The organism is Limnofasciculus baicalensis BBK-W-15, assembly GCF_024178385.1.
GTDB lineage: Bacteria > Cyanobacteriota > Cyanobacteriia > Cyanobacteriales > Coleofasciculaceae > Limnofasciculus > Limnofasciculus baicalensis.
In genome coordinates this window covers 1-2,311 of sequence record NZ_JAMZMM010000611.1, presented here as the reverse complement: position 1 = coordinate 2,311, position 2,311 = coordinate 1, and the positions used below count along the sequence as shown (strand labels likewise).

The 2,311-nt window shown below is 39.0% G+C and carries 1 protein-coding gene and 1 pseudogene; both read right to left on the bottom strand.

Annotated elements, in window-relative coordinates; genetic code table 11:
- Positions 1 to 444, bottom strand: a pseudogene (locus NJ959_RS28745) (glycosyltransferase family 39 protein); the annotation flags it as partial.
- Between the two features lie 87 nt (positions 445 to 531).
- Positions 532 to 2,311, bottom strand: a 1,780-nt coding sequence (locus NJ959_RS28740; RefSeq protein ID WP_256529966.1) for an LA_3751/LA_3752 family putative glycosyltransferase, incomplete at its 5' end; no start/stop codon positions are given.

The window sequence follows — 2,311 nt, the reverse complement described above, 5'->3', positions numbered from 1 at the left end:
TAATAATCCTCCTCGATTTCCTAGTAAACAGCTTCCCAAACCGTAGGCGCTACCAATTGCCCCGATACTAAATAATGTTTCAAGAGAGCGCATTGCTCCTTCGCCGTTGCCAAAAAGTCGCAGCCAGAAATGTTGGGTTAGGAAAAATAGGGGGGGATGGGGTTCCGCTGCTAAACCCTTTAGTAAGTTGGCGATTGTTTTGACAATATCGTTAATACTGTTCTCGATTGGCAAACTTAATAATGGTTTATAGTCTGCTAAAATGACGGGTACTTCACCGGGGGTTTGATAGGCATTTTTTTGACCTCCTGCTAGGAGGAGAGATAATACTTCGTCATACCAGAATTCCCGGCTACCTAAATTTACGATTCTTAAAATAACTGCGATCGCAATTACGATCAAGAGGATTGTGGTAAACTGGACAGATACTTTAGATTTACTCATTCTCGGTCATTAATAATCGGGTTTCGTTATAATCAATCAACAACTCTTCTCAGGATGTTTATTTTAGTAGCTCCATTCCCTGCTTGATTATTGCTGAATAATATCTGCCTCATATAGAGGATACTTGCCAAAAGTACCTAAATCTTTCAACTCAATGGTAAACCTCTGATTTTTTCGCTCAAACTGGAAAGCGTCAGGGGCTTGTTCGGGCAGATTACACTTTTCATGGGGATAGCAGATGTAAATAAACTTATTCTCCCCTTGCTCAACTAAAGCTTGACCTAATTTTACCAGCTTATCCCGATCTTCAGCCTTAAAGAAAAATTTATCTTGCTTCAACCCTGGTTGTAGGGCTTGAGCCACAAATTGATGAGACATGGCGATGACTTTATTTGGCTCTTTTTGTAATAACTCTAGGGCTGGTAAAATTCCCTGATGATTTTTTTGCAAAAATAATGTCGCCTCATAGCTATTCTTATTAATCCCCAATAGCAATAGAATTGAAAAAATACCGATGAGCGGGTATTTAACCAGATTAGTGTTGTTTTTCCACATTTCTTCCAACTGAGTAACTACCAGCAGGGCAATCATTGGGACGAGAATCAATAAAAACCGAGGCCCCCATTGTTTCCCCCCAGCGATTAAACCAGATGTCCCGACAGGAACTAATAATGATACTCCAATATTAAATAACAAACAGGATAGATAGACTAGAGTCATTTTAATATTTAATTTTACCTTAGTCCTGACAAATAATGACAAAACTAAGTAGGCTAAAGACAGGAGTAAGTAGAGCAGCCGTGACTTGACATCGGTCAGTAAAGCAACAACAATCAATGTTGTCAATAAATATATGGTATAGCCGATGGCGGTTTTAAGATTGAGACTTACCCTGTCTTGCCAGAATAAGTAGGAAATTTGTAGATATATGATTGAATAAAATGCCAGGGGAAAGAAAACAAAGCCAGCTAATCCCAATCCCTGGAAATTCTGAACACCATCTAATAGTCTCTGTGAGAAAGACTCTTTAACAACCTGAATTGCATGAATTCCCAGAGGATGACCGTAAATCAATTTATTCCAGAGGAAGAAGATGCCAATGGTTGCCAGAGTGCTGGCGAGGAAGATCTCTTTACGTTCAGACAACCAAGATATTTTACTGATATTACAAGTATCGTTAAGGAAACTTAGCTTACTCCAGTTAGATGCAGCTACTCCATAAACCAGTATAATCAAAAGAAATGCTAGGCATAAAAATTCTGGTCTAAACCAGACAGCAGTGCCAATCAAAATACCACTCAAGATTGCTTCTTGTTTAGATAAAGATTGGGATATCTTAGGAATTAATAGCATCGCTCCCCCATGGAATGCGAGGACAACAGCAAGGGTATGCTCCCAATACATCGCACTATATAGAGATAAGGGCGAAGCAAAGATAAGAATAATTAGAGCGATAGCAGTAGTAACTTTTGTTAAGTTTAGGCGTTGGCAAGCGAAATAAAAACTTACCCACATAGCCCAGGTTGCCACCAGAGGAATGATATAAAATCCTCGATAACCGAAAAGAGCATAAAATGGCGCTGTCACGAGAGGAAATGTAAAAGGAAATGTAATATAATGACGATTGTTAAAATTATAGACAAATGGTTCTGCAAAGGGATATAATCCCTCTTGCCAAAGGTTGGTTACCCAGGTTTCTGGTGGTGGCGCTAAGTCGAAGCGAAATTCACCCCCACTTAATTGTTTAGCTAATAATGCTTTAAGTCCAGCATCGCCACTAAAAAATACGCCATCGGGAATTTGCCATTGTAAGTACAAGGAAAATAAAATCCCGAATCCTATGATAATTAAGGGAAAATTGTATTGT